Source organism: Micromonospora sp. NPDC050495 (assembly GCF_040655175.1).
Classification (GTDB): Bacteria; Actinomycetota; Actinomycetes; order Mycobacteriales; family Micromonosporaceae; genus Micromonospora.
In genome coordinates this window covers 62,456-88,531 of sequence record NZ_JBFAJK010000016.1, presented here as the reverse complement: position 1 = coordinate 88,531, position 26,076 = coordinate 62,456, and the positions used below count along the sequence as shown (strand labels likewise).

Genomic DNA, 26,076 nt, shown 5'->3' with positions numbered 1-26,076 from the left:
GGAGCGACAACAGACGCACCCGCAGTCGGTTGGAATCGACCGGGTGCGGATGCCGCGAGACGACGCGTCAGGGCTGGAGTGGCTGCTCTTCACCCAGTCGGGGGTGTTGACCTGGGCGCAGGCGACGGCCGAGCTGACCCCGGCCAAGGTCCGGCACCTGCTGGCCAGCGGCCGCTGGCAGCGGGTGTGCCGCGGGCTGCTTCGGGCGGCCCCGGACGGGCCGTTCGACCGGGATCAGCGATGGTGGGTCGCGGTGCTCGCGGCGGGCCAGGGTGGCGTGCTCGCCGGGCTGGCCGCCGCACAGGCCGGCGGCCTGCGGGGCAGTTGGCGGTACGAGACGGTGGACGTCCTCGTGCCGCACCGGCGACGCGCCGCCGACCTGCTGCGCCGGCTGCCCCTGGGCCTTCCCGCGGTACGGGTGCGCCGGGTTCGCGCCCTGCCCGCCGCCGACCGGCAGCGGGGCCGGCCGGACCGGACGAGCATGGCCCGGTCCCTCGTGGACGCGGCCCAGTGGGCGCGTACCGACGAGGAGGCGCAGCAGATCCTGGCGGCCGGCTGCCAGCAGCGGCGGGTCACGCCGGCCGAGATCACTGCCGTGCTGGACCGGATGCCGCGCGCCCTGCGCAGGGGCCTGATCCGGGAGACGCTCCAGGACGTGGCCGGTGGCGCCCAGGCCCTCTCCGAGATCGACCTCGTCCGGCTCTGCCGCCGCCATGACCTGCCGGTCCCGGACGGTCAGGAACGCCGGCGCGACGCGCGCGGCCGGGTGCGCTACCTGGACGCGTACTGGCGGCGCTGGGGCCTGCACGTCGAGGTGGACGGCGCGCACCACCTGGACGTCCGGCAGTGGGCGGCGGACCTGCGCCGGCAGAACGACGTCTGGATCTCCGGCGACCGGATCCTGCGGTTCACCGCGTTCGACGTCCGGCACCGCCCCGCCGAGGTGGTGGCCCAACTCCGGGCCGCCCTGGCGGCGGCCGGCTGGCGGCCGTAGCTCGGTTGTGGGTGCGTTTGTTGTCGCCCCAGCGACCACAACCGCACCCACAGCTCTTTGTCGGGGGGCGCGGTTACCTTGTGCGCGCTGTCGCCGGTTCCGGCCCTTTCCCTCGGAGGACCCCCATGTCGCAGGAGACGACCTACCTCGAACTGTCCGAAGTGGACGGTGCAGCGCACAAGTTCTACGAGGTGGTGGTGGAGGACACGGCGCTGACCGTGCGCTACGGCCGGATCGGCGACCAGGGCCAGGTGAAGACGACCACCTTCCCGGACAACACCCGGGCCCGGGCCGCCGCCGCGAAGAAGATCGGCGAGAAGATCCGCAAGGGGTACGCCCCGGCGGTGCCCGGCGTACGCCAGAAGCGCCCGGTGTCCCGCCGGCAGATCGTCAGCACCCGCTCCACCGCCCGCACCGCCCCGGTCCTCTGGCGGTACGCCTCGGGCGCGCCCGCGTTCGGCATCTTCATCGACGGGCAGAGCTGCCTGGTCGGCAACGAGCACGGGGTGATCACCACGCTGGACCACGACGCCCGGGTCCTCAACCAGGTCCGGCTCCCCGACGGGGTGAAGTGCATCGTCGCCGACGACGCCTGGATCTACGCGGGCTGCGACGACGGCAACGTCTACGACCTCTCCGGCAAGGTGCCCCGGGTGGCGTACGCGATCGCCCCGGAGATCGACATCTACTGGCTGGACATCCACGACGGCGTGCTGGGGGTCTCCGACGCGGCCGGCGGGATCGCCGCGATCGACCACGAGGACGAGTTTCTCTGGCGCCGGCCGGGGCGGGGCCGGGCCGCCTGGATGGTGCGCTGCGACCGCGATGCCCTCTACCACGGCCACTCGCAGGGGGTCACCGGCTACGACTGGCGCAGCGGGCGGGAACTGTGGCACACCCGCACCGGGTCGGTGCTCTTCGGCTGGCAGGAGCGCGACGCGGTGTTCGCCGGCACCGGCACCCGCGAGGTGGTACGGCTGCGCAAGGACGGGCGGGCCGACCGGACGTACCGCTGCGACGCCCCGGTTTTCTCCTGCGCCACCGCCGAGGACGGCCGGTACGTCTTCGCCGGCGACAACCAGTCCTCGATCTACTGCTTCGACGCGGCCGGCAACCGGCTGTGGAAGCTCGGCACCGGCTGCGGCTCGGCCTACTCGATGCAGTACCACCAGGAACGGCTCTACGTGGTGACCACCGGCGGCTACCTTGCCTGCGTCGACGCCGGCGAGGCGGCGATCCGGGCGGCCGAGGCGGGCACCGTGCCCGACGTGGTGGACGTCAAGGCGCCGGCCCGAATGCCCGAGCCGGCCGCCTGGACCACGGTCGAGGTGACCACCGACGACCGCTCCGGCGTGGTGGTGCAGTGCGTCGAGCAGGGCGGCCGGATGCGCATCCACGTGCTCTCCGACGGCTACCGGCGGGACTGGTCGGTGCAGTTCCCCAAGGGCATCCGCGAGCCGGGCGCGCGCTACCTGGTCACGGAGGTCCGGGAGTCCGGCCGGGGCGGCTTCTACCGGGCGTACGGGGACATCCGCCGGCTGCGCTGAACGACTCCGGTCCGGGGGCGGTGCGGGACCGCCCCCGGGCGTCGCGCAGCACGGCCCGCTCCTCGACGCCCCAGTCCTCGGTGGACCGCACGTCGGGTGCACCTGTCGCGCCGCCGGCGCCGGAAACGGTTGTACGGGACCGCCACCGGACTTCAGGATGGTCGGATGTCTCTGGAGATCCCCGAAGGGCTGCGCTGGACCGGACGGTATCCGGCCGGCCGGGCCTGGCTCGCCGGCCTGCCGGACCGGCTGGCCGAGTGCGTCGAGCGCTGGGAGCTGCGGGTCGGTCCGCCGTTCCACTCCGCCTTCGCGTCGCTGGCGATGCCGGCGGAACTGCCGGACGGCACCCTGGCGGTGCTGAAGCTCCAATATCCGGACGACGACAGCGTGCACGAGGCGACCGCGCTGACGCACTGGGCGGGGCGCGGCGCCATCCGGCTGCTCGCCCACGACGCCGCGCGGCGCGCGCTGCTGGTCGAGCGGTGCCTGCCCGGCACCCCGCTGCACGCGCTGCCGCCCGAGGCGGCCCTCGACGTGGTGGTCGCGCTGCTGCCCCGGCTCGGCGTGCCGGCCGGTCCGCCGTTCACCCCGCTCGCCGCGGAGGCCGCCGGCTGGACCGAGCGGCTGCCGGCCAAGTGGGAGCGGCTGAACCGGCCGTTCGAGCGGCGGCTGCTGGACGCCGCGCTCGGGCTGCTCGCCGACCTGGTGCCGAGCCAGGGCGAGCAGGTGCTGGTCAACCAGGACCTGCACGCCGGCAACGTGCTGGCGGCCGGCCGCCAGCCGTGGCTGGTCATCGACCCGAAGCCGCTGGTCGGCGAGCGCGAGTTCGCGGCGGTGCCGATGGTGCGCGGCCCGGAGTTGGGGCACTCCCCCGCCGCGGTCCGGCACCGGCTGGACCGGCTCAGCGCCGAGCTGGGGCTGGACCGGGAGCGGGTCCGCGGCTGGGCGGTCGCGCACACCCTGGCCTGGAGCCTCGGCGACGATCAGGTCTTCCCGCACCAGGTCGAGACGGTCCGCTGGCTGCTCGACCAGGCGTGAACCGCCGGTGGTACCGCCCCGTGGGCGGCCACCGGCGGTACCGGGCCGGTTCAGCCGGCCTGGCAGGTGGCGCACCAGTAGAGGTTCCGGCCGGCCAGCGTGCCCCGGCTGACCGCGGTGCGGCAGACGTGGCAGGGCGCGCCGGGGCGGCGGTAGACGTACACCTCGCCGCCGTGCCGGTCGACGCGCGGTGGCCGACCCATCGCCTCCGGCAGGTGCTCGTCGCGGACGGTGTCGATGCGGCCCAGGGCGACGGCGCGGGTCATCAGGTCGACCAGGTCGGCCCAGATCCGACCCCAGCCCGCGCGGTCCAGCGCCCGGCCGGGCAGCGTGGGCGGCAGGCCGGCCCGGAACAGCGCCTCGGTCACGAAGATCAACCCGGTGCCGGCCACCACCGACTGGTCCAGCAGCAGCGCGGCCAGCGGGGTGGGGCTGCGCCGGATGCGGGCGTACGCCCGGTCCGGGTCGGCGTCGGCGCGCAGCGGGTCCGGGCCGAGCCGGGCCCGCAGCGCAGCCACCTCGGCCGGGGTGAGCAGCTCGCAGGCGGTCGGCCCGCGCAGGTCCAGCCAGTGCGAATCGCTGGTGAGCCGTAGCCGCACCTGCCCGACCGGGGCCGAGGGCTCGCCCGGGCCGTCCGCGAACTTCCCGTAGAGCCCGAGGTGCACGTGCAGGGTCAGCTCGCCGGCGTAATGGTGCAGCAGGTGCTTGCCGTAGGCCTCGGTGCCGTCGAGGACGGTGCCGCTGAGCCGGGCCGCGCCCTCGGCGAAGCGGCCCTGCGGGCTGGTGGCGTACACCTTGTCGCCGGCGAAGAGCTCGGCGTGCCGGGCCGCCAGGCGATGGATGGTGTGTCCCTCTGGCACGAGGGCCAAGGGTAGTCAACCGCTCTCGCGTCTCCCGGGTGACCTGTCGAACCGCGCTCTCACCCGCCGAGCCTCGGGGCCCGCACCGTGCCGGTGACGGCCCCGACTGCTGTGCGGCGCGCTACGACCACCGGCCGCCGTTGCGGGCAGCCTTGGCTTCATCGAGCAGGTGGGCCAGCCGGTACCGAAGTACCCGCGCCTGGCCGATCGACAGCACCAGGCTGGCGGCGGCGCCGCCCGCCACGCTGGTCAGGTTCACCATCGGCTCAGCGGTCGGGTGCAACGCCTGCACCAGGCGCACGTCAACGATGAACGCCTCCGGGCGGTTGGTGCCCACGTGGCGGGCGCGGGAACGGTGCTGGCCCCGGCGCTCGCATTCGTCTCGGTCGCACCAGCGCGGATGGCCCGGACGCTCCCGGGTGGCAAGCCTTCCGGTGGCGTAGACGTGCAGGTAGCCGCAGGGCCGATCCACGTCCGGCGCCAGGCCGACCGGGTGGGCGTCCAGCCCGGCGCGGCCGACCACGGCGGTGGCCTGGGCCGAGTGCGCGGCGCAGGTGTACGCGCAGCCGTCCAGGGAGTCGGCGGTGTACAGCTCGATTCGGACCGTCGCGGGTTCTCCGCAGACAGGCGGCGTGGGTAGGGTGCTCACGGGTCGCCTCCTTGCAGGCGATCAAGGCCCCCGGTCAGCGGCGCAATCGCTGGTCGGGGGCCGTCTTTGTGCTGGCCCTGACAAACGTACAGTCAATGAACGTCTAGATACTAGACGTCTAGTAGCTGCACATCCCCAAATACGTACAGATCATGCGCGTGTCTACGCTGCCGCCCATGACGAGCCCGCTGAACAACGTGCCGCTCTACCGGCAGTTGGCGGACCTGCTCGCCAAAGAAATCGAAGAGGGCAAACTGCGCCCCGGGCAGCCGCTTCCGAGCGAACTGCACTTGCAGCAGACCTACGGCGTAGCGCGGGGCACCGTGCGAATGGCCATGCGAGAGCTACGCGAGCGCGGCCTGGTCGTCACCGTTCACGCTCGCGGAACGTTCGTCGCCGAGCGGTCGTAGCTCGTACCCGCGGCGTACCGGCCGCCGCGCCGATCAGTGCACCGGCAGCGCCGACGGCCCGCCACCCTTCACGCTTCGCCGCAACAGGTCGTACGACCAGACGAAGCAGCGGACCTGCCGGTCGCCGCGCGCCCACGCGGCGGCCGAGGGCAGCCCGTACAGGCTGCTGGTCCGGTACGGCAGCAGCCGGTCGACCGGCAGCTTCGCGTAGCCGGCGATCACCGTGCGGCAGGCGGTGTGGATCCGGTCCTCGTCGGCGGCCAGGGCGGTGAAGGGCACCTCCGGGGCGGTCCACGTGCCGGCGTACTCGATCCGGTGCGCGCTCGCGCACGGCACCTGGAGCAGCCCGCCGACCACCTGCTCCACGCACCGGTACGCCAGCGGCGACGCCGGATTCCGGAGCGCGTCACGGAGGGTGCCGGCATGCTGGGCTGCCCAGTCGGACCGGTCGTCGTCGCCGACGGTCACCGCGCTGACCTCGAAGAGATCGCAGCGGAACCAGCGGCTGCCCCCGGCCCAGCCGTTCGGGGACGGCGGCGCGACCTGCACCACGAGGCGCGCCCCGTGCCAGTCCCCGCCAAGGAAATCGCGGGCCCGGGTGTCGCACTCGGCGTACGCCGGCCGCAGCACCGCCGAGCCCACCTTCGGCGGGGTGGGCCGGGCCGCCAGCGCGTCGCTGAACCGGCCGACGTGGAACGTCTCGACGAGGTGCGGCCGGGCGCAGTCCACCGGCTGGTAGCTGCTCAGGTAGCTGGTCGGGTCGGCGATCAGGTGGCAGTCGCCTGCCTTCGGGCTGAACTGCTCGACCGCGCCGACCGGACGCCAGTCGTCGGTCAGGTCGCCGTCCGTGCCGGCCGGCGCGGCGCAGCCGGCCAGCACCACCATGACCACGGCGGCCAGGATCGCCATACTGCGTCGCATACCCATCTCCCCCGGAACACCGTGGCAACCGCGCGCAGCATACGGCCGGCCCGGGTCCGGCGGTGACGCCGCGTCGGTCGACGGGTGTCATTGCCTGCTCGCCTGGGTACGTCCTTGTCACGCGTGTGCCGGTAGGACGCTTCCGCGGCCGCCGCGCCGGAGATCAGGAGGTGTCGAGATGAAGATTCTGTCCCGCCGGAACGGTCCGGCGCGCAATGAGGACGTGAATGGCGACGGCGTGGTCGACGCCCGCGACGGAGTCACCGCCCGCGAGGAGTCCATCGACCGCGACGGAGTCACCGCCCGGGACGAGGCCACCGACCGCGACGGAGTCGCCGCCCGGGACGAGGCCGCCGACCGGGACCGGGCCACCGCCCGCGACGAGGCCACCGCCCGCGACGGCGAACCGGTGGTCACCGACCGGGACGCCGAGCGGACGACGTACCGCAGCGGTGCCACCGCCGGCGACGACGACCGGACCGCCGAGGCGGAGCGGCGGGCGGCCGACCGGGCCGCAGCGGCGCGGGCCGCCACCGGGCGTCCGCTCGGCGCGGGCACCACCCGCACCGTGCCGCCGGTCGACGGCTCCGTCCGTACCGTGACGCCGGCCGACGACGCCCGCACCAGGGTGGCCGACGACGACGCCACCCGCACCGACCGGCGGCCGGACCCGGCCCCGGAACGCACCGTCGACCTGGACCGGGACGGCCGGCCGGACCGCCCGGCCGACCGGGAGCGGGTCGCGGACCAGGCGATCCCCGTGAAGAAGCCGCGGGCCAGCCTGCTCGCCACCCTCGGCCTGATCGTCTCGGTGGTCGGCGCGCTCTTCGTGCTCACCGGCACCCTGGCCGGTTACGGCATCGGGCTCGGCGCGGTCGGCGCGGTGCTCGCGGTGCTCGGCCTGATGGCCACCCGCCGCCGGCACGTGGCCGGCAAGACCGACGCGCTGATCGGCGTGGCCGTCGGCGTGGCCGCCGTGGTGCTCGGCATCGTGGCGATGACCGGCCAGTTCGACTGGCCGACCACCGACGGCGACTGGGTGGGCCGGTTCCGGGAGTGGCTTGATTCACAGTTTGCCAACTGGTTCTGACGGGCACTGTCCCGGTCGCCGGCGCAGCTCCGGCGGTCCGATCAGCTCTGGTGGTTCACCAGCCGGACACACACCTCCTTCGGGGGCGGCGATTCGCCGCCCCCGAAGCGCGTCCGGGGCCCGGCCCCGCCGGCCGGTCCGCTCCCCACGGCAGTTCCGCTCCCCGCGTGGACGCAACGATCCGCCGCGATCACGTCGCCAGACGCAACGATCCGACGGCGTACGCAACTTCTCACGGTGGATGTCGCCGCCCGGGCCGCATACCGTTGGACCACGGCGCCAGCCCGTGGGCCACGGTGGCCGGGCGCGCCCGACCCTGGGAGCAGGACATGACGATGGACGCGACCCGCCAGCGCTTTCTGATGTGCCGGCCGACGTACTTCGCCGTCGACTACGCGATCAACCCGTGGATGGACCCCACCGCCCCGGTCGACGCCGACCTGGCGATCCGGCAGTGGGAGCAGCTCCGCCGGACGTACGTCGACCTGGGCCACGAGGTCGAGCTGATCGACCCGGTGGCCGGCCTGCCGGACATGGTCTTCGCCGCCAACGGCGGCACGGTGATCGACGGCAGGGCGATGGCGGTGCAGTTCCGCGACCCGCAGCGGGCCGACGAGGCCCCCGCCTACCGCGCCTGGTTCGAGGCCGCCGGCTTCGAGATGTACGACCCGAAGCACGTCAACGAGGGTGAGGGCGACGTCCTGCTGGCCGGCGACCACCTGCTCGCCGGCACCGGGTTCCGCACCGCGCACGCCTCGCACGCCCAGCTCCAGGAGGTCTTCGGCTACCCGGTGATCACCATGCAGCTGGTCGACCCGCGCTTCTACCACCTGGACACCGCGCTCACCGTGCTCGACGAGCGGACCGTGGCGTACCTGCCGGAGGCGTTCTCGCCGGGCAGCCGGGCCGTGCTGCGCCGGCTCTTCCCGGACGCCATCCACGCGACCATGGCCGACGCCGAGGTGCTGGGGCTGAACGCGGTCAGCGACGGCCGGCACGTGGTGCTGCCCGCGCAGGCCACCGACCTCGCCGCGAAGCTGCGCGACCGGGGCTACGAGACCATCGGCATCGACCTGTCCGAGCTGCGCAAGGCCGGCGGCGGACCGAAGTGCTGCACGTTGCGACTCCGTCAGGGAAAGGCGAGCAAGTGATCATCGACGACATGCTGCGGACTCCGTCCACGGTCCGGGACGCGGAGCGGCACACGGCGCACAACTACCACCCGCTGCCCGTGGTGATCTCGTCGGCCGAGGGCGCCTGGCTGACCGACGTGGACGGTCGCCGCTACCTGGACTGCCTGGCCGGCTACTCGGCGCTGAACTTCGGCCACCGGCACCCGAAGCTGATCGAGGCCGCGCACGCCCAGCTGGACCGGCTCACCCTCACCAGCCGGGCGTTCATCCACGACCAGTTCGCCGACTTCTGCCGGGAGCTGGCCGCGCTCTGCGGCAAGGACCTGGTGCTGCCGATGAACACCGGCGCCGAGGCGGTGGAGACCGGCATCAAGGTCGCCCGCAAGTGGGGCTACCAGGTCAAGGGCGTCACCCCCGGCCAGGCCAACATCGTGGTGGCGGAGGGCAACTTCCACGGGCGTACGACCACGATCGTCAGCTTCTCCACCGACGAGGACGCGCGCGCCGACTTCGGGCCGTACACCCCGGGCTTCACGGTCGTCCCCTACGGCGACCTGGCCGCGCTGACCGCCGCGATCGACGAGAACACCGTGGCCGTGCTGCTGGAGCCGATCCAGGGCGAACAGGGCGTGGTGGTGCCGCCGGAGGGCTACCTGCCGGGCGTCCGCCAGCTCTGCACCGAGCGGAACGTGCTCTTCATCGCCGACGAGATCCAGTCCGGCCTGGGCCGCACCGGCGCCACCTTCGCCTGCGAGCAGGAGGGCGTCGTCCCGGACATGTACCTGCTGGGCAAGGCGCTCGGCGGCGGCATCGTGCCGGTCTCCGCGGTGGCCGCGAACGCCGACGTGCTCGGCGTGCTCCAGCCGGGCCAGCACGGCTCGACCTTCGGCGGCAACCCGCTGGCCTGCGCCGTCGCCACCGAGGTGGTCCGGCTGCTGGCCACCGGCGAGTTCCAGCGGCGCTCCGCCGAGCTGGGCGAGCGGCTGCACGCCGGGCTGCGCGGCCTGATCGGCAAGGGCCTGGTCGCGGTCCGGGGCCGGGGCCTCTGGGCCGGCCTGGACATCGACCCGGCGCTGATGACCGGCCGGCAGGCCTGCGAGCGGCTGATGGAGCGGGGCGTCCTGGCCAAGGACACCCACGGCTCCACCATCCGGCTCGCCCCGCCGCTGGTGATCACGGAAGAGGAGATCGACCACGCGGTGGCCCAGCTCGCCGCCGTGCTGGCCGGCTGACCCCGTACCCGACAGGGCGCCGGGACCGCGACGGTCCCGGCGCCCTTCGCGCGTCCCCGGGTCAGACCCGCGGCAGCCGCATCGCCATGGTGGGCGCCTCGGCCATCACCGAGGTGGGGCTGAACTTCGCGTCGCTGGGCAACTCGTCGGCGCGGCCCAGGTGCACGCCCGGGTAGAGCTCGATCACGTCCCCCTCGGCCAACACCCGGGACTGCTGCGGGGCCAGCGCGATCCGGTCCGCCTCGGCCATCGAGCCGCCCGGCCGCACGCCCGAGCCGTTGGTGCTGGTGTCGGTCACGATCACCTCACCCACTCTCAGCTCGAACCGGACGTGGTTGCGGCTGATCCAGCGCCGCGCCTCGTCGTTGAGCCACTGCCCGAGGACGATCCCACCATCCGGATCCGGTGCCCGCCCGACCAGCACCGGCTGGGCCTCGGTGAGCGCGAACCGGCGGCGCACCAGCCCACCGATCCGCACCGCCAGCACCTCCGTACGCGGGCGCGGCCCGGCGTCGCCGAGCCGGACCCCGTGCCGGGGACAGGTCGGCACCCCGTTGCGCAGCGTGGGCGGCGGCTGGCCGGCCGGCGCCCGGTCCACCCGGGCCAGGTCGGCGAAGGCGCCGCCACCCCCGCCCGCGCCGAAGAGCGCGCACCCCGGCTCCGGGCAGCGCCACTGCCGGGCCAGCAGCTTCGCCCCGACCGGTGAGCGGCCGCCGGCCGCCGGGCGCTGCCCGCCGCCGACGTGGGCGATGAAGACCGGGCCACCGGCGCCGGGCACCGGGGCGAGCACCCGCCCCGCCTGCCCGAGCCACGGGAACCGCCCCTGCCGGCCGTCGAAGCGGACCCGGCTGAGCACCGGCAGCCCGAGCAGGTCGGCCACCTCCAGCACCCGGTCGCCGGGCTGGTCGAGGACCTCGACCAGGCCGTCGTCGGCCCAGCGCCGGACCACCATCCGCTCGTTGGAGGTGAGGTCCGCGTCGGAGAGCAGAGCCCGGTGCACGATCGCGTACACCGGGACGCTGTCCTCCTCCAACTGCCGGGACAGGGCATCGATCACCATGCCGAGCCGCAGCAGGCTGGCCGGCCGGCCGCCGTCCAGGTCCTGCCAGCGGATCACCTCGGCCAGGTCCACCACGGCGCGGGCCAGCGCCGGGTCGGTGCAGACCCGACCCTCGATGGCGTCCAGCACCTTGCTGATCTCGAATCTCATCGGGCGCTCCGGGTCCGCCGGGTCGGCCGTGGCCGCCCCGGCTCGTCCCGCACCGCCTCGGCGGTGAGCACGTCTGCCATGGCCCCGACCCTACCGGGGCGGCCCGGACCGCCCCCGCCGCGGCACGGCCCCGACCGCCCGGGTCAGCCGCGCCGCAGCGGGCGGCCCACCGCGTGCAGGTGCGCCAGCCCTTGCCGGTACGACTCGAGCAGCCCGGTCTCCGCGTACGGGAGGCCCTGCTCGGCGCAGAACTCCTGGACGATCGGCCGGGCCCGGCGCAGGTTGGCCCGGGGCATGTTGGGGAAGAGGTGGTGCTCGATCTGGTAGTTGAGCGCGCCGAGCGCCACGTCCACGAACCGGCCGCCGCGCACGTTGCGCGAGGTGAGCACCTGCTTACGCAGATAGTCCAGGTCGTCCTCGGCGCTCGGCATCGGCATGCCCTTGTGGTTGGGGGCGAACGCGCACCCCATGTACAGCCCCCACAGCCCCTGGTGGACGGCGACGAAGAGCAGGGCCTTCCCCGGCGACATCACCGCGAACAGCAGCCCCAGGTATCCGGCGGCGTGCGCGACGAGCAGCACCGCCTCGGCCGCCCGGTGCCGGACCGGGGTACGCCAGCGGCCGTCCGCCCGGCCGGTCACCGCGCGCACGCTCGCCACGTGCAGCGCCAACCCCTCCAGCAGCAGCATCGGGAAGAAGAGCCACGCCTGCCGGCGGGCCAGCCAGCGGCCGAGCCCCCGGGTCGCGGCCGCCTGCTCGGGCGTCCAGACCAGCGCGCCCGCGCCGACGTCCGGGTCCTCGTCGGCGTGGTTCGGGTTGGCGTGGTGGCGGTTGTGCTTCTCCACCCACCAGCCGTAGCTCAGCCCGACGGCCAGGTTGCCGGCGAGCAGCCCGACCAGCTCGCTCGGGCCGCGCCGGCGGAACATCTGCCGGTGCCCGGCGTCGTGCCCGAGGAACGACACCTGGGTGGTGGCCACCGCCAGCACGGCGGCCAGGGCCAGTTGCGCCCAGGAGTCGCCGACCGCCACCACCAGCGCCCAGCCGGCCAGGAAGGCGCCCAGGGTGAGGCCGATCCGCAGCGCGTACCGGGCCGGCCGGCGGGCGAACAGGCCGGCCTCGGCGACCCGGCGGGACAGCCGCGCGTAGTCGCTGCCCCGCCGTGCCGGCGCCGTCAACGTCGATGAGGTCATCCGATCCCCGTTCCTGGTCCGCGGCACGCGCCGGGCCGGCGCGACCTTCCGTGATCGAGTCTGGTCGCGACGGTTGCGCTGGGTAATCCTGGCAACCCCCCAGTCGGGGGTGGTGTTTTCCCTACCTCATGCCGCCGACCGCGGCGCGCAGCCGGACCACGTCCCGCCGCCGCCGCTCGTACGTGGCGGCCAGCGCGATCAGCGCCAGCCCGCCCAGCCCCAGGAAGATCCAGCGGGGCAGCAGGTCCCAACCCCGGGCCAGCTCGTGCAGCGCGAGCGGCACCAGGGCGGCCGCGCCCAGCACCACGGGCGCCTGCCAGCGCCGGACCGCGCCGCCGAGCACCGCGCCGAGGGCGACGACGCCGAGCGCCAGCCGCCGCCACGGCTGCGGCTCCGGCGCGGCCACCACCGACACCAGGCCGGGCAGCAGCACCGCCGCCAGCCCCGGGCCGAGCGCCAGCCAGCTGTTCAGGCCGGGCCGGCTGCGTAGCGCCACCAGGCCGACGCCGAGGGCCAGCGCCGCCGCCGGCACGGTGTACGCCTCCAGCAGCGTCACCCTACTGGCCAGCAGTTGCAGCCAGCCGCCGAGCAGCACGCTGCCGCCCGCCACCCCGGCGAGGGCCCACCGCCGCGCGCTCGACTCGCCCCGGCGCGGCACCCGCAGCGCCACGGCCACGCCCCAGAGGGTGCAGACCGTCGACGCCGGGCGCAACGCGCCGACGGTGAGCAGCAGCGCGAGCAGGGCCACCGCCTGCGCGGCCGCCTCCAGCGCCACCGCCGGATCCGCCACCCCGGTACGTGCCACCACCCCGGCCCGCACCCGACCGGCACCGTCCGCCGGCACCGGACCAACGGTGCCGGCGGCGGTCGATGGCACCGCAGCGCCCGGGCCCCCCGGCGGCACCCGGACGGTCGTGGCGCGCAGCAGCGGTACCGCGTGCAGCACCGCCACGGCCACCGCCAGCACCGCGAAGGCCGCCGTCCGCAGCGGCAGTCCGGCCGCCAGCGGCGCGGTCACCGCGAACCCGGTGGCCGCCGCCACGGCCGCCAGCCAGCCGGCGAGCCGGGTGCCGGCGTACCGGCCGGCCGCCCCCGCCACGGCGGCCGTGACCACCACCGCGCCCAGCCCGGCCAGCGTCCCGGCCCGGGTGGCGGCGAGCCCGCCCAGCCCGACCGGGGTGAGCAGCAGCCCGAGCGGGACGGTCACCGGCAGCAGTTGCGGTCGGGGCGCGGCGAGCGCGGCCACCAGGAGCGCGGCCAGCCCGGTGCCGAAGACCACGGCGGGCACCACCGGCCAGGGCGCGCCGGCCCCGGCCAGCAGCACCGGCAGCGCCACCGCGCCGAACGGCAGCGCCACCGTCGCCGGGCGGCCGGTCGACCCGGGCGCGGTCCGGGAGTACGCCGCCGCGGCAACGCCCAGCAGCACCAGCGCCAGCCCGGCGCGGACGGCGCTCGGCACCGGCCCGCCCTCGGGCACCCCGGACCAGGGACGTACCGGCAGTTCCCCGAGCACCTCGAGGGCCACCGGAGCGCTGGCGAGCAGCGCCAGGCCGGCCAGCGCGACGCCGACCACCCGCGGGGCGCGCGCGGGCCGGGCCCGGCCACCGGTGGCCACCGCCAGCAGCACACCCGCCGCGGCGTAGCCGGAGAACGGCTCGCCGTTGCCGAGCAGCAGCGGCGCGACGCCGACCGCGGCCAGCGCCACGGCCCAGCCGGTCACCGCGTACCCGTGCAGGTCGGGCCAGCTCCGGCGGACCGCGAGCGTGGCCACGACCAGCAGCGCGACCGCGACGGCCGCGCCGCGCAGTTGCCACCAGGACGGTGCGCCGAGGCCGAGCAGCGCGACCGCCACGCCGGCCGGCACGGCGAGCAGCGCGGCGCCCAGCGCCACCCCGGCGACGGCCGGCTGCGCACCGGCGCCCCGGCGACCCCGGACCGCCGTCAGCAGGCCCACGGCGGCGAGGACCGCCAGGCCGGTGCCGGCCCCGGCCGGGTCGGCGCGGCCGACCAGCAGGGCGTGTCCGAAGAGGACGGCGGCGGCGCCGGCGGGCGCCAGCACGGTGGACTGTTCCGGGCGCGGGCGGAACACCGCGCCGAGCAGCAGCGCGCCGGCGGCGACCAGGTCCAGCGCCACCACCAGCGGCCAGGGGGTGTCGGCGACGGCGGGCGCGGCCAGCACCACCAGCGCCCCGCCGATCACCCAGGCCAGCGGCCGGGCGGGGCGGGGCAGGTGCGCCGCGACCGCGCCGGCGGTGAGCAGCACGGCCACCGGCAGCTGCCAGCCCCAGGCCGGCGCCGGCACCGGCTCCGCCCCCGTCCAGGCCGGGTACGCGGCGGCCACGCCGGCCGCCGCGACGAACGAGGTGAGCAGCGTGACGACCGGCCCCAACCCGGCCGCCACGACCAGCGCGCCCGCCCCGGGACCGGTGCGCAGCCGCGCCGGCACCGCCCGCGCCACCCCGGACAGTCCGGCCGCCACCAGACCGGCGGCCACCAGCAGCAGCCCGGGGCGCAGCTCGGCCACCGGCCGGAGCAGGGCGGCGGCCAGCACCGGCACCAGCAGCGCGGCGGCCGCGGCCCGGTACCCGCGGCTGCCGGCGGCGTACGCCCCCGCGCCGAGGGCCAGCACCACCAGCAGCAGCGGCCCGCCGGCCAGCAGCGGCGTACCGGCGGCCCGCCCCAGCGCCAGCGGGACCAGCGCGCAGCCGGCCGCGACGGCGAGCGCGAGGGCGTACCCGAGCCAGCCGAGCGCCTGCCCCACCGCCGCCGCCGACGGCCCCTGGGGCGCGACCGCACCCCACGGCGCGAGCGGGCCGATCGGAGCGGGGCCGGCCGGCGCCGGCGGGTGGACGCGGTTCGGGTCCGGCGGAGCGGCGGCCGGCCCCCCGCCGGCCGCCGTCCCCCCGTGCCGGACCACCGGAGTGGCCGGCCCCCCGCCGACCACCCCGGCGCCGCCGGGTCCGCCACTCACCGGCGACGCCGGCGTCCCGGCTCCGGCGGTCGCCGGTGACGTGGCCCGGTTCCGCAGGACGACCACCACCACGAGGTCGCCCAACGCCAGCCCGGTGAGGACCAGCGCCCAGCCGGCGGCCGACGGCGCGGCGGCCGCGGCGGCCAGCGGCAGCACCGGCTGGGCGATGAGCAGCGCCGCGAACCACGGCCCGGTGAGCCGGCTCAACCGGGCGTACCCGGCCGCCACCGCGGTGCCCACGCAGCCGACCAGCGCGGCGTAGCGGCTCCCCGGCCAGCCGGCCACCCCGAACAGGTTCACCGACCAGGCGGCGTACCCGTCGAGCAGCACCAGGAGCAGCCCCACCGCGGCGAACGTCTCGGCGGTGCCGCGCAGCCCGCGCCGGTGGGCCACCAGCGGTACGGCCAGGGTGAGCGCGGTGACCGCGAGCAGGATCAGCGCCCGCCCGGCCACCCCGAACGCGGCCCAGGCCACCGCGGTGAAGACCACCGCCGCGGTGCCGAGCAGCAGTCCACCGAGGACGAAGAGGAGCCCCTGCACCGCCCGGGTCGAGGCCTCCGCGCCGCCCGGCCGCACCGGCGCCACCGGGCCGACGGGCGCCACCGGACCGACCGGTGCCACCGGACCGACGGGCGCCACCGGACCGACCGGCCGCACCGGGCCGACCGGCGGCGTTGCGACGACCGGACGCGGCGGCGGGATCTCGCGGCGGATCCGGACGCTCAGGTCCGACCGGCGCTGCCGGGCCGTCCCGAGCCGGGTCGCCAGCTCCTGGTACGCCGCCCGGGCCCGCTCCACCTGCGGGGTGAGCGCCGCGATCTCCCGGTCCAGCCGGATCACCTCGGCGGCGGGCGGGTACGGCGGGCGACCGCAGCCGCGGCAGCCGGCCGTCAGGTCGGCGGGGCCGCCGCAGGCGGGGCAGGGATAGCCGGTGTTCTCCACCGGACCAGCATCGGCACCGGCCGCAAGCCGGCACAGAGTAGGCGTACCTAGGGTCGGGTCTGGTCGTGCACCCAGGCGGCGTAGTCGGGGTTGCCGCTCTCCACCCGGGTCACCAGGATCTCCGGGACCTCGTACGGGTGGTTGGCCCGGATCTGCTCGACGAGCGCGTCCACCCGGTCCGGGGCGGTCTTGAACTGCACCGACCACTCGCTGCTGGTCTGGATCGCGGACTGCCACCAGTAGGTGCTGTCCACCTGCCCACCGACCTGGGCGCACGCCGCCGCACGACCGGCGACCGCCGCGGCGGCGAGGACGTCCGCCACCCGGCGGGCATCCACGACCGTCGTCACCACGCAGATCTGCTCCACGATGGCACCCTACGCAACCAGGCGGCTCCCGGCTGGGTCAGCGCGCGGCCGCCCCGTCCCGGTTTGCGGCGATCCACCGGTCGATCCGTGCCCACCAGTCGAAGAGCCAGTCGATGCGTTCCTGCCGGCCGGTCGGCACCTCCTCCGGCGGCACCGACCAGAAGCGCATCACGATCCGCTTGTCCATCGGCAGTTCCCGCCACACGTCGGTGACGGTGAGCATCTGGTCCAGCCCGGTGTGCGCCACGAAGATCACCCCGGCGTCCGGGGCGGCCTCCAGGGCGGCCAGCAACCCGCCGGGCTGCGGGGCGAGCACGTGGCGCATCCGTTCGGCGCGCCGGGCCATCCGTTCCAGCCCGAGGGCGCGCAGCCGGGCGATGGCCCGCAGCCGGCGCTTCGGGGTGAAGTTGCCGCCCTCCGGGAAGATCACGAACGCGTCGTCGTCGTCCAGGTCGGTGGCGAGGTGCCCGATCTGCCGGATCGCCGAGTCGCGGCCGTCCGGTCCCGGCGCGATGAACCGGTTGGGCAGCCGGTTGAGCAGCACATCGATCGCCGGATCCCACTGGAGGCTCTCCTTGAGCACGATCCGGGGCTCCCGGTGGAACCAGTTCACCAGCGCGTGGATCAGGATGAACGAGTCGCCCGGCCCGGCGTGCCGGCAGAGCACCAGCTCGGGGCGGCCGGGCAGGGCCGTGTCGGGGTCGGTGCCGACCACGTCGATGGACAACCGCAGCGTCCAGCGGGCCTGCCAGAAGAGCACCCGGAGGAAGCGCCCGGCGACCAGGTAGTGCGCCCGCTGGAAGGCCGGCGACCGTTTGTGTGCCCCGAAGCCGGAGGCCAGCCAGAGCACGAAGAGGGCGAGCAGCGCGGCCGCGTCCCAGACCAGGTAGACCGTGCCGATCCAGAGCAGCCGCAGCGGGCGCAGCCGCCCCGGCACCAGCGGCGACGCGGCCAGCGCCAGCAACGCCCAGGCGGGCAGGGTGAGCACCACGGCGACGGCGAGCAGCACGACGCCGGGAGCCAGCAGCAGTCGGCGTACCCATCGGGGCGGCAGCGGCATCAGCGCTCCAGGTGGGTGTCCAGGTAGCGGCGGGAGGCGGTGTAGGCGCGGCTGATTCGCCGGCCCACCGCCGCCATGTCCCGGTAGGCCCACGGACTGTCCTCGCGCGGCCCCGGACCACCGGTGGGCAGCACGTGCACCTCCACCCCGTCGGGCAGCGCCGCCATCTCCCGGGCGAACCGGTGCCGCCGGGCGATCTCGAAGGCCACCTGGGCGATCTCCCAGGGCCGCCGGGGCGGGGTCAGCTCACGCTCGATCCGGCCCACCTGGAGCACGAAGATCCGGGTGGCGCCCGCGGCGACCGCCTCACCGACCGGGATCGAGTTGACCACGCCGCCGTCGATGTAGTGCTGGCCGTTGATCTCGGTGGGCGGCAGCAGCCCCGGCACCGAGGCGGAGGCGAGCACCGCCGGCACCAGCGGTCCGCTGTGGAACCAGTGCTCGGCGGCCCGCTCGATGTTCGCCGCGCAGCAGCGGAACGGCACCTTCAGGTCCGCGAAGGTGGTCGCCTCGCCCAGCTCGCTCTCCAGCAGCCGGCGCAGCGGCCGGGGCGAGTGCAGGTGGGTACGGGCGGCGAACCGGCGCAACTGCCGGGCCACCGAGTCGCCGTAGACCTCGCTGGCCTCCGGCGAGGCCCAGAGCCGGACCAGCCGGTCGGTGACCGCCTCGGTCGGGTCGGCGGCCACCAGGGCGCCGTTGACCGCCCCGATCGAGGTGCCGAGCACCAGGTCCGGCCGGATCCGGGCCCGGAACAGCGCGCGCAGCATGCCCACCTCGACCGCGCCGAGCACGCCGCCGCCGCCGAGCACGAACGCCACCGGACCGCCTGCCATGCCGTTCATCCTGGCACGCGGCCGGTAGCGGCTCCGGCGCGGCCGGCGCGTACGGCGTCCACGGCCCGCTGGCGCGGGCGGCGTATGCATCGTCGACCGCTGATCAGTCAACCGTTGACAGGTCGGACACATTCGCGCAACCTGATACCGCTCCCAAGCCCAGGCAGGTGCGATGTGAAGGCGTCACTGCACGCCGGCAGGCTGCTGGCCCGCAGGTACCGGCTCATCGACCAGATCGGGGCCGGCGGCATGTCGGTGATCTGGCGTGCCCGGGACGAGGTCCTCGACCGGGTGGTGGCCGTCAAGGTGCTCGCGCCCTCGCTCGCCGCCGACGCGCGGTTCCGGGACATGGTGCGCGAGGAGGCCCGCTCCGCCGCCCAACTGGTGCACCCGCACGTCACCGCCGTGCACGACTACGGCGAGACGGTGGCCCCGGACGGCAGCATCACCTCGTTCGTGGTGATGGAGCTGCTCGCCGGCGAGGAACTGGAGTACCGGCTCACCGAGGGACCGCTGCCCTGGCCGGAGGCCGTGGAGGTCGCCGCCCAGGTCGCCGAGGCGCTGGCCGCCGCGCACCGGCTCGGCATCGTGCACCGGGACATCACCCCGGCGAACGTGATGATGACCCGGGTGGGCGCGAAGGTGCTCGACTTCGGCATCGCCACCCGGGTCGGCGCCCCCGACGAGGACGAGGACGGCGGCACCTTCGGCACCCCGGCGTACGTGGCGCCGGAGCGGCTGGACGGGGCGCCCGCCCAGCCGGCCACCGACGTCTACTCCCTCGGCGTGCTGCTCTTCGAGACGCTGACCGGGCAGGTGCCGTACCCGGCGGAAACCTGGGAGCAGCTGACCGAGGCGCTGGCCGAGGAGGAGCCGCCCAGCCTGGCCGGCGTACCCGGACTGCCGTCACCGGTCGCGGAGATCTGCGTGCGCTGCCTGGCCCGCGAACCGCGGCGGCGGCCCACCGCGCACCAGGTGGCGAGCACCCTGCGGGACCAGTTGCTGCCCGCCGACCCGCAGGCCGCGACCATGCTGGCGCCGACCGTGACCCTGCCGGCGCTCCCCGCCGAGCAGCGGACCCAGCCGGGCTCGACGCGGACCGTCCCCACCGGGCCGGACGCCGACCCGGCGGCGGCCGGGACCCCGCCCCGGCGGCGCGTCCCGCTGCTCGTGGTCGGCGTCGCCGTGGTGGCGGTGGCCGGCACCGCGGTGCTGGTGCCCACCCTGCTCCCGGACCGGCCGCAGCCACCCGCCGGGCTGCCGACCGCCGGGCCGGTGGTGGTCCCCTCCGCCACGCCGGCCGACCCGAGCCCGCCGTCGCCCACGCCCTCGCCGTCCAACCCGGCCCGGTCGACGCCCCCGACCGGCGGCACGCCCGCGCCGCCGCCGGTGGTCAGCCTGGCCGAAGCGGCCAACCGGGTGGACGGGCTGATCGACGCCGGGCTGGCGGCCGGCCAGATCCGCCGGGACGTCGGGGTTGACCTGCGGAACCTGCTGCGCAACGCGACCGCGGCGTCCGGCGCCGGCGACCTGACCGTCGCGGTGGACCGGCTCCGCGAAAAGATCGACGACCGCCGGCGCGAGGGCAGCATCAGCCCGGAGTACGCCCGTCAGCTCGACGCCGCCGCCGCCGGGCTGGCCGCGGCCCGCAGCTGACCGTCAGCGGACGGCGACCCGCGCGGTCGCCCACCCGCCGGCCGGCACCGCCCGGCTGGCCAGGAAGCCGCGGTAGACCGATTCGTAGTCCCACGCCATCCGGTCCACCGAGAAGTTCTGCGCCACGTGCGCCACGCAGTCGGCCGGGTCGAGGTGGTCCGCCTCGCGCAGCGCCGCCGGCAGGTCCTCGGGCCGGTCGCACACCAGCCCGGTCAACCCGGAGCGAACCAGTTCCGGCACCGCGCCCCGGCGCAGCGCCACCACGGGCGTGCCGGTCGCCATCGCCTCCACCATCACCATGCCGAACGGCTCGGCCCACTGGATCGGCATGATCAGGCAGCGGGCGTCGAGCAGCAGCCGCAGGGTGGCCTCCCGGTCGGCGTTGAGCACCAGGGTCACGTCGTCGCCGAGCATCGGCTCGACCACCTGCTCGAAGTAGCGGCGTTCGGCCGGCTCGTTGCACTTGCCGGCCAGGGTGAGCGGCAGCCCGGCCGCCCGGCAGGCGCGGATCGCCAGGTCGGGCCCCTTGTCGGGGCTGAACCGGGCGAGCCAGAGCACCGGGCCCCGGCCGGCCACCCGCTTGCGCGGGACGTCCCGCAACGGCAGGGCGTTGTGCACCGTGCCCACCCAGGGCAGTCCCGGGTTGGCCCGGCGCTGGGCGTGCGAGATCGCGATCAGGCCCACCCCGCGGTCGGTGTCGCTGAGCACGGTGCCGTACTCGCCCACCGGATTGCCGTGCACGGTCGCCACGGTGGGCACGGCGCGCCGGCCGGCGACCATCGGGCCGATGGTGGTGTGGTCGTGGACGATGTCGAAGTCGGCGGGCTCGATCAGGTGGTTGACCTGGGCCAGGTGGGCCAGCTCGGGCAGCGACTCGCCCAGCCGGTCGTACTGGAGGTCGCGGCAGGTGGCGACGTAGTCGGCGGTGGTGCCGTGGTGCGGCCCGGCGCCGAAGAGGGTCACCGCGTGACCGTGGTCCACGAGCGCGTCGACCAGGCCGGCCACCACCTGCTCCAACCCGCCGTAACCGGGCGGCGGCACCGACAGCCACGGCGGGACGACCATGGCGATCCGCAACGGACGGCCTCCCGACCGGTCCGCCGACGGGTTCTTCACGGCCACGAGCCCTCCCCCGATGGTCCCTGGCGTGCGTGATCGGCGACGCTTTCCCGACCCGCCGAGCGGTAAACGGCCCCGCCCGGTGGCTCAGCCGGCCACCACGATCCGGTCGTGGACCTCGCGTACGCCCGGCGTGGCCCAGGCGGCGCGCTCCGCTTCCTCCCGCTGCCACCAGGCGCTGACCACCCCGTCGAGCACCACCGTGTCGCCGCTGACCCGCACCTCGATCCGTTCCGTGCCGGTCCGGCGGAAGAGCACCCGTTGCAGGTCCCGCCGGTTCTGCTCGTCGCTGGGCGGGGTGGGCGGGCGCACCTCGACCAGGTTGGTGACCCCGCGTACGCCGCGCAGCCGGCGCAACTCCCGCTCGGCGGTGCGCCGCTGGAAGCCGTACTCCACGTCGCCGCGGAGCATCACCCAGCCGTCGGCCACGGTCACGTCCAGCCGCTCGGCGGGGACGAAGCTGTCCCACTCCAGCGCCCGGCTCGCCGCGACGGCCAGGTCCGCGTCGGTGCGCTCCTCGGTGACCGGCAGCCGCACCGCCAGGTCGCTGGCGACGGCCCGGACCCCGCGTACCCGGTGCGCGCAGCGCTCGGCCGCCCACCGGCGGGCGTAGCTGTCCACCTGGCCGGTCAGCGTGACCACCCCGTCGGCCACGGTCACCCCGATCTCGGCCGGCCGGGTCTGGGCGTCCCAGTCCAGCTCGGCGAGCACGTCGCGCTGGATCTCCGGGTCGGTACGGACGGCGGCAGTGGTGGTCATGACGTCCCCTCCCGTGCGGTTGCGGGTCCCGCCACCGTGCCGCCGGTCCGGGTGAGACCGGCTCACCCGGACCGGGTGAGCGGGCCGCCCGGCCGGGCCTCGCCGAGCCGGCGGCAGAAAAAGGGCGGCGGGGGACGGAACCAACCCCCTTGGCTCCGTACCCCGCCGCCCGTGTGGAGGAGGCAGGTCCTGGTGTTACGACGTCTCGGCGAGCGTCACGGTTGCGTTCTGGGTCGATCCGTTTCGCTTGAACTGCACGTCGACCCGGTCCCCGACCTTGCCGGCCTGCACGGCGCCGACCAGGTCGTTGGAGTCGTTGATGGCCTTGTCGCCGAACTTGGTGATCACGTCGCCGCGCTGGAGGCCGGCCTTCTCGGCGGCGCTGCCGGCGACCACGTCGGAGACCAGCGCACCGCCGTCCTCCGCGCCGGTCACGCTGACACCGAGGGACGGGTGGCTGACCTTCTCGCCGCGCTGGAGCTTCTGGGCGACGTCCTTGGCCTTGTTGCTCGGGATGGCGAAGCCGACGCCGATGTTGCCGTTGCTGCCCTGCCCGGCGGTGGCGATCGCGGTGTTGATGCCGATCACCTCACCCCGGGTGTTGACCAGCGCGCCGCCGGAGTTGCCCGGGTTGATCGGCGCGTCGGTCTGCAGCAGCCCGGAGATCGAGCTGGCGGCCTGCTGAGGGCTCTGCTGCTGGCCACCCTCACCAGCGGCGATGGTGCGGTCGCGGGCGCTGAGGATGCCGGCGGTGACGGAGCCCTGCAGGCCGAGCGGGCTGCCCAGGGCGAGCACCTGGTCGCCGACCTGCATGGCGTCGCTGTCGCCGAACTTGGCCGCCTTCAGGTCGCTCACCCCGCTGGCCTGGACCACGGCGAGGTCGGTCTTCGGGTCGGTGCCGATGATCTTCGCCTGGGCGGTCTTGCCATCGGCGAAGACCACCTTCACCGTGTCGCCGCTGGCCGAGGCGACCACGTGGTTGTTGGTCAGCACGTACCCGTCGGCGCTGAGGATCACCCCGGAGCCCTCACCGCTGCCCGTCATGATCGTGACGATGCTGTCCTGGACGGAAGCCGCGATCTTCGGCAGGTCGGCGCTGTTGATCACCGGAGCGGCCGAGTAGGTGCGGGTCACGGTGGTGTGCCCGCCCACGGCGAGCGCCAGGGCGCCGCCGGCCACCCCGGAGCCGAGCATCAGGGCGAGCGCCAGGGCGCCGGCACCGACGAACTTGCCCGCCCGGCTCGGCCGGGCCGGCTGCTGCTGCGCGCCCCACGGCGGGAGCGGCTGGCCGGGCTGGTGCGGCTGCCCACCCAGGTACGCCTGGTGCTGCTGGTACGGCGGCACCGGTCCGGTGCCGTACGGCGGGTAGCCGCCCTGGTTCGACCAGCTCTGCTGCGCCCCGCACCAGTGCTGTTGCGCCTGGTACGGCGGCGCGGACGCGGTCGCCACCGGCGGCGCGTACGGGCTGGCGGGCTGGGCCGGCACCGCGGTGCGGTCGGCCTCGACGGCCGGGTGGTGGCCGGGGTCGGCGGTCGGGGCGGTGGTTCCGGCGGCCGGGGAGTCGGCCGGAGCCACCGTCGCGGCCGGGTCGGCGGGGCGGTGCCCGGCGTCCGGCAGCTCGGCGGTGGAGTCCGACTGCCCGTTTCCGGTGCGGGGCAGCTCGGCGGTCGGGTGCGACGGCTCGGCGTCGGCGGGAGCCGGCGACCGCAGCGGGTCGGTCTCGTGGTCGGTCATGTCCTCCACCTTTCCCGCCGGCACTGCGACCGGCCTGGAACCTGGCTGAATCTTTTCTGAAAGTCACTCGCCGGACTCGGCGGCCTCCGGCAGCAGCGGCAGCTTCACCCGGAAGGTGGACCCGCCGCCCGGGGTCTGCACCACCTCGACGGTGCCGTGGTGGGCGGAGACCAACGCCGCGACGATGGCCAGTCCGAGCCCGGTGCTGGTCGGCCCGCCGGCCCGCCGGGTCCGGGCCGCGTCCACCCGGTAGAACCGCTCGAAGACCCGTTCGGCCTGCTCCGCGGTGAGCCCCGGGCCGGTGTCCGCCACCTCCACCACGGCCAGGTTGCCCGACTCCGACCGCAACCGCAGGGTCACGGCGGCCTCCGTGGGGGTGTGGGTGAGCGCGTTGGTCATCAGGTTGCCGATCACCTGGCGCAGCCGGGCGTCGTCGCCCAGCACCACCAGCGTTCCGGCGCCCGGCTCGATGTCCAGCTCGATCCGGCGCTCCGGGTCGACCGCCCGGGCCGCCTGCACCGCGTCGGTGGCCAGCACCGGCAGCTCCACCGGGGCCAGGGTGATCGGGCGTTCCCGGTCCATCCGGGCCAGCAGCAGCAGGTCCTCCACCAGCAGCCCCATCCGGGCCGCCTCGTCCTCGATCCGGCGCAGCAGGCCGGCGGTCTGCTCCGGCTGCCGGGCCGCGCCCTGCCGGTACAGCTCCGCGAAGCCCCGGATGGTGGTCAGCGGGGTACGCAGCTCGTGCGAGGCGTCGGCGATGAACTGCCGCATCCGCTCCTCCGACCGGCGGGCCCGGGCCTCGGACGCCTGGGCCGCCGCGGCGGCGTCCCGGGCGCTCACCTCCGCGGTCCGGGCGGCCGCCTCGGAGGCCGCCCGGGCGGTGAAGGCCGCCTCGATCTGGGCGAGCATCGCGTTCAGCGCCCGGGAGAGCCGGCCCAGCTCGGAGGTCGGGCAGTCGTGCCCCTCCTCGGGGTCCGGCACCCGGCGGGTCAGGTCGCCGCCGGCGATGGCCGCCGCGGTCCGCTCGATCTCCACGAGCGGTTTGAGACTGGTACGCACGATGCCCGCGCCCACCGACGCCAGGATGATCAGCACCGCTCCGCCCACCAGCAGGTCGATCCAGACCAACTGGCGGACGGCGAGGTCCACGTCGGTGAGGTTCTGCCCGATCACCCGGAAGCTGTCCTCGCCATCCTGCCGGACCATGACCCGCCAGCGGACCCGCTTGTCCGCCCCGTCGGTGGTGAAGGCGTCCTGGTTGGAGTGCCTGTCGTACCAGGCCTGCTCGGTGAGTCCGGCGGGCAGGTCCTCGTCGGTCAGGGCCCGGTCCCGGGCCACGCTGCCCTTCTGGATGGTGCTGTTCCACTGGGCCAGCAGGTAGTCGGTGGGCAGCGTGTTCAGCGTCTCCTGGTTGACGGTCACGCCCCGGTCGAGCTGGTCTCTCAGCTCCCCGTCGATCCGGTCCACCAGGTAGTTGTGCAGGAAGTACGCGGTGAGCGAGCTGATCACGACCAGCGCCGCCGCCACCAGGGCGAGGACCGAGGCGACCAGTTTGACCCGCAGCGGGATGGCCCGCAGCCAGCCCTTCGCGTCGTGGACGAGGTTCACGCCGCCGGCTTGCGCAGCACGTATCCGACCCCGCGCAGGGTGTGGATCAGCCGGGGCTGGGTGTTGTCGACCTTGCGCCGCAGGTAGGAGATGTACGACTCGACGATGTTGTCGTCACCGCGGAAGTCGTAGTTCCAGACGTGGTCGAGGATCTGCGCCTTGGAGAGCACCCGGTTGGCGTTGAGCATCAGGTAGCGCAGCAGCTTGAACTCGGTCGGCGAGAGCTGCACCCGCTGGCCGGCCCGGTGCACCTCGTGGGTCTCCTCGTCCAGCTCGAGGTCGGCGAAGGTGAGCCGGGAGGGGGCGTGCTCGCCGGTGGCGGTGCGGCGCAGCACGGCCCGGATGCGCGCGGTCAGCTCCTCCAGGCTGAACGGCTTGGTGACGTAGTCGTCGCCGCCCAGGGTGAGCCCGCGGATCTTGTCATCGGTGGCGTCCCGGGCGGTCAGGAAGACCACCGGGGTACGCGTGCCGCCCTCGCGGAGCATCCGGATGACCTCGAAGCCGTCCAGGTCGGGGAGCATCACGTCGAGCACGACCAGGTCGGGGCGGTGGTCCTTGGCGGCGTTCAGCGCCGCGCTGCCGCTGGTGGCGGTGGCGACGTCGAACCCGGCGAAGCGCAGGCTCGCGGAGAGCAGTTCGAGGATGTTCGGGTCGTCCTCGACGACGAGCAGTCTGGCCTCGGTCTGGGTAGCCACCATGGCACCCATCATCCGCGCTCCGGCTGCGGTCCCGCTGGGTGGATCCTGCAAACA

General features: G+C 75.3%; 22 protein-coding genes. 8 read left to right on the top strand and 14 right to left on the bottom strand.

From position 1 onward, the window contains the following. Nucleotides 1-49: 49 nt before the first annotated feature. The 3 genes from AB0I11_RS18035 to AB0I11_RS18025 all read left to right on the top strand — a co-directional run bounded on the left by AB0I11_RS18035 (nt 50) and on the right by AB0I11_RS18025 (nt 3,579). Nucleotides 50-994 (top strand): hypothetical protein, encoded by a 945-nt coding sequence (locus tag AB0I11_RS18035; RefSeq protein ID WP_357321197.1) that lies wholly within the window; start codon nt 50-52, stop codon nt 992-994. Nucleotides 995-1,119: 125 nt separating this feature from the next. Then, on the top strand, nt 1,120-2,541 hold the full coding sequence (locus AB0I11_RS18030; protein ID WP_357321065.1) for a WGR domain-containing protein: 1,422 nt from the start codon (nt 1,120-1,122) through the stop codon (nt 2,539-2,541). Between the two features lie 165 nt (nt 2,542-2,706). Next, complete coding sequence (locus AB0I11_RS18025; protein WP_357321062.1) at nt 2,707-3,579, top strand: aminoglycoside phosphotransferase family protein; 873 nt, start codon at nt 2,707-2,709, stop codon at nt 3,577-3,579. Between the two features lie 50 nt (nt 3,580-3,629). Here the strand turns inward: AB0I11_RS18025 and AB0I11_RS18020 are convergent, their stop codons facing one another. Together AB0I11_RS18020 and AB0I11_RS18015 are read right to left on the bottom strand one after the other, a co-directional pair. Then, a complete protein-coding gene (locus AB0I11_RS18020; RefSeq protein WP_357321058.1) occupies nt 3,630-4,439 on the bottom strand; it encodes a DNA-formamidopyrimidine glycosylase family protein in 810 nt (269 codons plus the stop codon). A 121-nt stretch (nt 4,440-4,560) separates the two neighbouring features. Further along, nucleotides 4,561-5,088 carry a hypothetical protein gene (locus AB0I11_RS18015; protein ID WP_357321055.1) on the bottom strand — a complete coding sequence of 176 codons (528 nt, stop codon included), beginning with the start codon at nt 5,086-5,088 and terminating at the stop codon, nt 4,561-4,563. Nucleotides 5,089-5,264: 176 nt separating this feature from the next. On the opposite strand from AB0I11_RS18015, the gene AB0I11_RS18010 reads away from it, so the two are divergent. Beyond that, nucleotides 5,265-5,498: a GntR family transcriptional regulator gene (locus tag AB0I11_RS18010; protein WP_357321052.1), complete on the top strand. Its 234-nt coding sequence runs from the start codon at nt 5,265-5,267 to the stop codon at nt 5,496-5,498. 33 nt (nt 5,499-5,531) lie between these two features. On the opposite strand, the gene AB0I11_RS18005 is transcribed toward AB0I11_RS18010, so the two are convergent. Continuing rightward, nucleotides 5,532-6,419, bottom strand: coding sequence for a septum formation family protein (locus tag AB0I11_RS18005; protein ID WP_357321049.1), 888 nt, complete (start codon nt 6,417-6,419; stop codon nt 5,532-5,534). A 178-nt stretch (nt 6,420-6,597) separates the two neighbouring features. Between AB0I11_RS18005 and AB0I11_RS18000 the strand changes: the two genes are divergently transcribed. From AB0I11_RS18000 to rocD, 3 genes are all read left to right on the top strand, one after another. Then, complete coding sequence (locus tag AB0I11_RS18000) at nt 6,598-7,509, top strand: thrombospondin (RefSeq protein WP_357321046.1); 912 nt, start codon at nt 6,598-6,600, stop codon at nt 7,507-7,509. A gap of 335 nt (nt 7,510-7,844) precedes the next feature. After that, nucleotides 7,845-8,660 carry a dimethylargininase gene (gene ddaH, locus AB0I11_RS17995; RefSeq protein ID WP_357321194.1) on the top strand — a complete coding sequence of 272 codons (816 nt, stop codon included), beginning with the start codon at nt 7,845-7,847 and terminating at the stop codon, nt 8,658-8,660. Next, the gene (rocD, locus tag AB0I11_RS17990; protein WP_357321191.1) at nt 8,660-9,874 is read left to right on the top strand and encodes an ornithine--oxo-acid transaminase; all 1,215 of its coding nucleotides are present in this window, start codon (nt 8,660-8,662) and stop codon (nt 9,872-9,874) included. Before ddaH ends, rocD begins: the two co-directional genes overlap by 1 nt. Before the next feature lie 61 nt (nt 9,875-9,935). Here rocD and AB0I11_RS17985 read toward each other — a convergent pair whose 3' ends face one another. From AB0I11_RS17985 to AB0I11_RS17960, 6 genes are all read right to left on the bottom strand, one after another. After that, nucleotides 9,936-11,084: an FHA domain-containing protein gene (locus AB0I11_RS17985; protein WP_357321043.1), complete on the bottom strand. Its 1,149-nt coding sequence runs from the start codon at nt 11,082-11,084 to the stop codon at nt 9,936-9,938. A gap of 143 nt (nt 11,085-11,227) precedes the next feature. Beyond that, nucleotides 11,228-12,274 (bottom strand): acyl-CoA desaturase, encoded by a 1,047-nt coding sequence (locus AB0I11_RS17980; protein WP_357321040.1) that lies wholly within the window; start codon nt 12,272-12,274, stop codon nt 11,228-11,230. A gap of 121 nt (nt 12,275-12,395) precedes the next feature. Further along, on the bottom strand, nt 12,396-16,187 hold the full coding sequence (locus AB0I11_RS17975; protein WP_357321037.1) for a hypothetical protein: 3,792 nt from the start codon (nt 16,185-16,187) through the stop codon (nt 12,396-12,398). A 47-nt stretch (nt 16,188-16,234) separates the two neighbouring features. Beyond that, nucleotides 16,235-16,555 (bottom strand): divalent-cation tolerance protein CutA, encoded by a 321-nt coding sequence (gene cutA / locus AB0I11_RS17970; protein WP_357321035.1) that lies wholly within the window; start codon nt 16,553-16,555, stop codon nt 16,235-16,237. A 37-nt stretch (nt 16,556-16,592) separates the two neighbouring features. Then, nucleotides 16,593-17,615 carry a 1-acyl-sn-glycerol-3-phosphate acyltransferase gene (locus AB0I11_RS17965; protein WP_357321032.1) on the bottom strand — a complete coding sequence of 341 codons (1,023 nt, stop codon included), beginning with the start codon at nt 17,613-17,615 and terminating at the stop codon, nt 16,593-16,595. Beyond that, the gene (locus tag AB0I11_RS17960; protein ID WP_357321029.1) at nt 17,615-18,448 is read right to left on the bottom strand and encodes a patatin-like phospholipase family protein; all 834 of its coding nucleotides are present in this window, start codon (nt 18,446-18,448) and stop codon (nt 17,615-17,617) included. The genes AB0I11_RS17965 and AB0I11_RS17960 overlap by 1 nt, the downstream gene beginning before the upstream one ends. Before the next feature lie 174 nt (nt 18,449-18,622). On the opposite strand from AB0I11_RS17960, the gene AB0I11_RS17955 reads away from it, so the two are divergent. Beyond that, nucleotides 18,623-20,104 (top strand): protein kinase, encoded by a 1,482-nt coding sequence (locus AB0I11_RS17955; RefSeq protein ID WP_357321026.1) that lies wholly within the window; start codon nt 18,623-18,625, stop codon nt 20,102-20,104. 3 nt (nt 20,105-20,107) lie between these two features. On the opposite strand, the gene AB0I11_RS17950 is transcribed toward AB0I11_RS17955, so the two are convergent. From AB0I11_RS17950 to AB0I11_RS17930, 5 genes are all read right to left on the bottom strand, one after another. Next, the gene (locus tag AB0I11_RS17950; RefSeq protein ID WP_357321189.1) at nt 20,108-21,169 is read right to left on the bottom strand and encodes a glycosyltransferase family 4 protein; all 1,062 of its coding nucleotides are present in this window, start codon (nt 21,167-21,169) and stop codon (nt 20,108-20,110) included. Between the two features lie 141 nt (nt 21,170-21,310). Then, on the bottom strand, nt 21,311-21,982 hold the full coding sequence (locus AB0I11_RS17945) for a BON domain-containing protein (protein ID WP_357321023.1): 672 nt from the start codon (nt 21,980-21,982) through the stop codon (nt 21,311-21,313). A 195-nt stretch (nt 21,983-22,177) separates the two neighbouring features. Next, nucleotides 22,178-23,716, bottom strand: coding sequence for a trypsin-like peptidase domain-containing protein (locus tag AB0I11_RS17940; RefSeq protein WP_357321021.1), 1,539 nt, complete (start codon nt 23,714-23,716; stop codon nt 22,178-22,180). Between the two features lie 63 nt (nt 23,717-23,779). Further along, nucleotides 23,780-25,324: an ATP-binding protein gene (locus tag AB0I11_RS17935; RefSeq protein WP_357321018.1), complete on the bottom strand. Its 1,545-nt coding sequence runs from the start codon at nt 25,322-25,324 to the stop codon at nt 23,780-23,782. Further along, a complete protein-coding gene (locus AB0I11_RS17930; protein ID WP_046571468.1) occupies nt 25,321-26,022 on the bottom strand; it encodes a response regulator transcription factor in 702 nt (233 codons plus the stop codon). The genes AB0I11_RS17935 and AB0I11_RS17930 overlap by 4 nt, the downstream gene beginning before the upstream one ends. Nucleotides 26,023-26,076 lie beyond the last annotated feature (54 nt).

What these genes read in the sequence shown, in the direction of transcription:
- AB0I11_RS18000 (WP_357321046.1), top strand. Translation starts at nt 6,598, where the DNA reads ATGAAGATTCTGTCCCGCCGGAACGGTCCGGCGCGCAATGAGGACGTG.
- AB0I11_RS18035 (WP_357321197.1), top strand. Translation starts at nt 50, where the DNA reads ATGCCGCGAGACGACGCGTCAGGGCTGGAGTGGCTGCTCTTCACCCAG.
- AB0I11_RS17960 (WP_357321029.1), bottom strand. Translation starts at nt 18,448, where the DNA reads ATGGCAGGCGGTCCGGTGGCGTTCGTGCTCGGCGGCGGCGGCGTGCTC.
- AB0I11_RS18030 (WP_357321065.1), top strand. Translation starts at nt 1,120, where the DNA reads ATGTCGCAGGAGACGACCTACCTCGAACTGTCCGAAGTGGACGGTGCA.
- AB0I11_RS17945 (WP_357321023.1), bottom strand. Translation starts at nt 21,982, where the DNA reads ATGACCACCACTGCCGCCGTCCGTACCGACCCGGAGATCCAGCGCGAC.
- ddaH (WP_357321194.1), top strand. Translation starts at nt 7,845, where the DNA reads ATGGACGCGACCCGCCAGCGCTTTCTGATGTGCCGGCCGACGTACTTC.
- AB0I11_RS17950 (WP_357321189.1), bottom strand. Translation starts at nt 21,169, where the DNA reads ATGGTCGTCCCGCCGTGGCTGTCGGTGCCGCCGCCCGGTTACGGCGGG.
- AB0I11_RS18025 (WP_357321062.1), top strand. Translation starts at nt 2,707, where the DNA reads ATGTCTCTGGAGATCCCCGAAGGGCTGCGCTGGACCGGACGGTATCCG.
- AB0I11_RS17940 (WP_357321021.1), bottom strand. Translation starts at nt 23,716, where the DNA reads ATGACCGACCACGAGACCGACCCGCTGCGGTCGCCGGCTCCCGCCGAC.
- AB0I11_RS17980 (WP_357321040.1), bottom strand. Translation starts at nt 12,274, where the DNA reads ATGACCTCATCGACGTTGACGGCGCCGGCACGGCGGGGCAGCGACTAC.
- AB0I11_RS17965 (WP_357321032.1), bottom strand. Translation starts at nt 17,615, where the DNA reads ATGCCGCTGCCGCCCCGATGGGTACGCCGACTGCTGCTGGCTCCCGGC.
- AB0I11_RS17930 (WP_046571468.1), bottom strand. Translation starts at nt 26,022, where the DNA reads ATGGTGGCTACCCAGACCGAGGCCAGACTGCTCGTCGTCGAGGACGAC.
- AB0I11_RS18010 (WP_357321052.1), top strand. Translation starts at nt 5,265, where the DNA reads ATGACGAGCCCGCTGAACAACGTGCCGCTCTACCGGCAGTTGGCGGAC.
- AB0I11_RS17985 (WP_357321043.1), bottom strand. Translation starts at nt 11,084, where the DNA reads ATGAGATTCGAGATCAGCAAGGTGCTGGACGCCATCGAGGGTCGGGTC.
- AB0I11_RS18005 (WP_357321049.1), bottom strand. Translation starts at nt 6,419, where the DNA reads ATGCGACGCAGTATGGCGATCCTGGCCGCCGTGGTCATGGTGGTGCTG.